Annotated in this window: 3 protein-coding genes; 2 read left to right on the top strand and 1 reads right to left on the bottom strand. The window is 70.8% G+C overall.

Features of this window, described 5'->3' with window-relative positions; genetic code table 11:
• Positions 1–488 (bottom strand): uroporphyrinogen decarboxylase family protein (locus tag AX737_RS15565; protein ID WP_280949081.1); only part of this gene is annotated, 488 nt, incomplete at its 3' end.
• A 551-nt stretch (positions 489–1,039) separates the two neighbouring features.
• Here AX737_RS15565 and AX737_RS15560 point away from each other — a divergent pair.
• Both AX737_RS15560 and AX737_RS15555 read left to right on the top strand, forming a co-directional pair.
• Positions 1,040–1,870 carry a pyruvate, water dikinase regulatory protein gene (locus AX737_RS15560; protein WP_066922766.1) on the top strand — a complete coding sequence of 277 codons (831 nt, stop codon included), beginning with the start codon at positions 1,040–1,042 and terminating at the stop codon, positions 1,868–1,870.
• A gap of 101 nt (positions 1,871–1,971) precedes the next feature.
• Positions 1,972–2,316 (top strand): lysozyme inhibitor LprI family protein, encoded by a 345-nt coding sequence (locus AX737_RS15555; protein ID WP_066922764.1) that lies wholly within the window; start codon positions 1,972–1,974, stop codon positions 2,314–2,316.
• The last annotated feature ends 179 nt before the right edge of the window (positions 2,317–2,495 follow it).

The following is a 2,495-nucleotide window of genomic DNA, read 5'->3' as shown; positions in this document are numbered from 1 at the left end:
CGCCCGCCGATCATGTAGCTCGCCACCGTCCAGGGCGCGCCGCAGAAGCCCAGCAGCGTGGTCTCGGCCGGCAGTTCCGCCCGCAGGCGCCCGACCGTCTCGAAGACCGGCGCCAGATGGGCGAGCACCGCAGGGTCGTCGGCCCGCTTCAGGCGCTCGAACGCGGCCCGGCCGGTCATCGGGTCGAGGCGGGGGCCCTCCCCCTCCACGAAGCGCACGTCCTGGCCGAGCGCGTGCGGCACCACGAGGATGTCCGAGAACAGGATCGCCGCGTCGAAGCCGAAGCGGCGGATCGGCTGCAGCGTCACCTCGACGGCGAAATCGGGGCTGTAGCAGAGGTCGAGGAAGGAGCCGGCCTCGGCGCGCGTCGCCCGGTACTCCGGCAGGTAGCGCCCGGCCTGCCGCATCATCCAGGCGGGCGGGGGCGAGACTGCCTCGCCCGACAGCACCCGCATGAGCTTGCGGTTCGTCCCTTGAGCCTCTGCCATTCCGCTCCCCGATCGTGGCGCCCGAACCGGCGCCGTCTTTCCGAAAACTTCTCGCTCCCCGAGGGGCGGCGTCTCTCGAAGGCCCTCGGGCCGTCTGCCGGAAGGGCGCGACGGCTCCGTCCCCATCCCGGCCCTATCTAAGAGAAGAGAGATTCTAGGACTCTGTTTTTTCTATTGGAGGCTGGATGGCGGGACCGCAACCGTGTCCACAGGCCGTCCCCGCCGCCACGGCGTTAAGAGGGCTTTAACAGGTTCGCTCTAATGTCCGGGATAGGCTCGGCCCCAGAAGGCCTTGCACGCGACGACCGCCCGAGAGGCGCGCCCGCGTCCCGGATTCTCCCACGCGCCCGGATTCCGGGCCGCCGGCCGGCACGCCTGTTGAGCGCGGAGTCGATGGCCGGGACAGGGTCGGCGCTGGACCCGGCCGCCGGGGCATCCTATCCACATCTATCGACTCCCCTGACGGCTCCCGGTGGATAAGAGCCTCTCATAGCACCCCCGCCGGCCGGGCGTTCCGTGAGAAGCTCCCAGCCGGGCCCTGAGGCGACCGGATGAGCCGCAGCTACTTCCATCTCCACCTCGTCTCGGATTCCACCGGCGAGACCCTGATCAACGTCGGCCGGGCGGCCGCCGCCCAGTACGAGGGCGTCTCGGCGATCGAGCACGTCTACCCGCTGGTGCGCTCCGGCTCGCAGCTCGAGCGGGTGATCTCGGAGATCAAGGCGGCGCCGGGCCTCGTGCTCTACACCCTGGTCGGCGGCGACCTCGGCGAGCGCCTGGAGGGCGCCTGCCGCGAGAGCGGCTCCCCCTGCCTCTCGGTGCTGCAGCCGGTGCACGCGCTGCTGCAATCCTATCTCGGCGCGCCGGTGGCCGCGCGGCCGGGCGCCCAGCACATGCTGAACGCGGAGTACTTCAAGCGCATCGACGCGATGAACTTCACGCTGGCGCACGACGACGGCAACCTGCCGCACGATCTCGAGGAGGCGGACGTGATCCTGCTCGGGGTCAGCCGCACCTCGAAGACGCCGACCTCGATCTACCTCGCCAACCGCGGCCTGAAGACCACGAACCTGCCCCTCGTCCCCGGCGTGCCCCTGCCACCGGAGCTGGAGCGGGTGAAGCGCCCCCTGATCGTCGGCCTGTTCGCGAGCCCCGAGCGCATCGTGCAGATCCGCCAGAACCGGATCCTCAGCCTGCAGGCGGACGAGTCGACCACCTACGTGGACCGGGTCTCGGTGGCCGACGAGATCACGGCCTCGCGCCGGCTCTTCACCCGCAACCGCTGGCCGACCATCGACGTCACCCGCCGCTCCATCGAGGAGACGGCCGCCGCGATCCTCGACCTCTACCGCGACCACCGGCTGAAGTTCATCGCGTCGTGAGGGTATGAGAACGGCCCGGATCCTGTGATCGGGGGATCCGGGCCTCGCTAAATCTGTCCGCGGGGGGCGGGAGCCTTCGTGCGCCCTCCCCGTTGTCGCGCATGTCCAACCTGATCCGCACCCTGCCGCTCCTCGCCTTGCTGGCGAGTCCCCTCCCGGCCGCCGCCGCGAGCTTTCCTTGCGACAAGGCCGAGACGCCCGACGAGACGGCGATCTGCAAGACCCTCCCGCTCAACGACCGCGATGTCGAGATGGCGACGCGCTTCGAGATCCTGAAGGAGGTGCTGCCGATGGGCGGGCGCACCAAGATGCAGGAGGACCAGGAGGCGTGGCTAAAGGAGCGCCGCGCCTGCGGGCCCGACGCCGCCTGCCTGCGCGACCTCTACGACGCCCGGCTCAAGACCCTGCGCGGCCTGATCTCGGAATTCGCCAAGCAGGGGCAGTAGCACTCAGCGGCCCGGTTCGGCGAAGGTCTCGCGCAGCGTCGCGGCCACGTGCTCGACCGCGGGACCGGCACCGACCCGCGGTGTCTGCAGAGAGAGCCGGAGGCTCGGCAGGGCCGGCAGACCGGCCGCCGCGCCGAGCGGCGCCAGCGAACCGGGCAGGCCGTGCGCGGTGCGCACCG

Source organism: Methylobacterium sp. CCH5-D2 (assembly GCF_001556475.1).
Classification (GTDB): Bacteria; Pseudomonadota; Alphaproteobacteria; order Rhizobiales; family Beijerinckiaceae; genus Methylobacterium; species Methylobacterium hispanicum.
This window is presented reverse-complemented; position numbering and strand designations above follow the sequence as displayed.

Coding starts and splice junctions, on each gene's coding strand:
- AX737_RS15555 (WP_066922764.1), top strand. CDS start 1,972: ATGTCCAACCTGATCCGCACCCTGCCGCTCCTCGCCTTGCTGGCGAGT.
- AX737_RS15560 (WP_066922766.1), top strand. CDS start 1,040: ATGAGCCGCAGCTACTTCCATCTCCACCTCGTCTCGGATTCCACCGGC.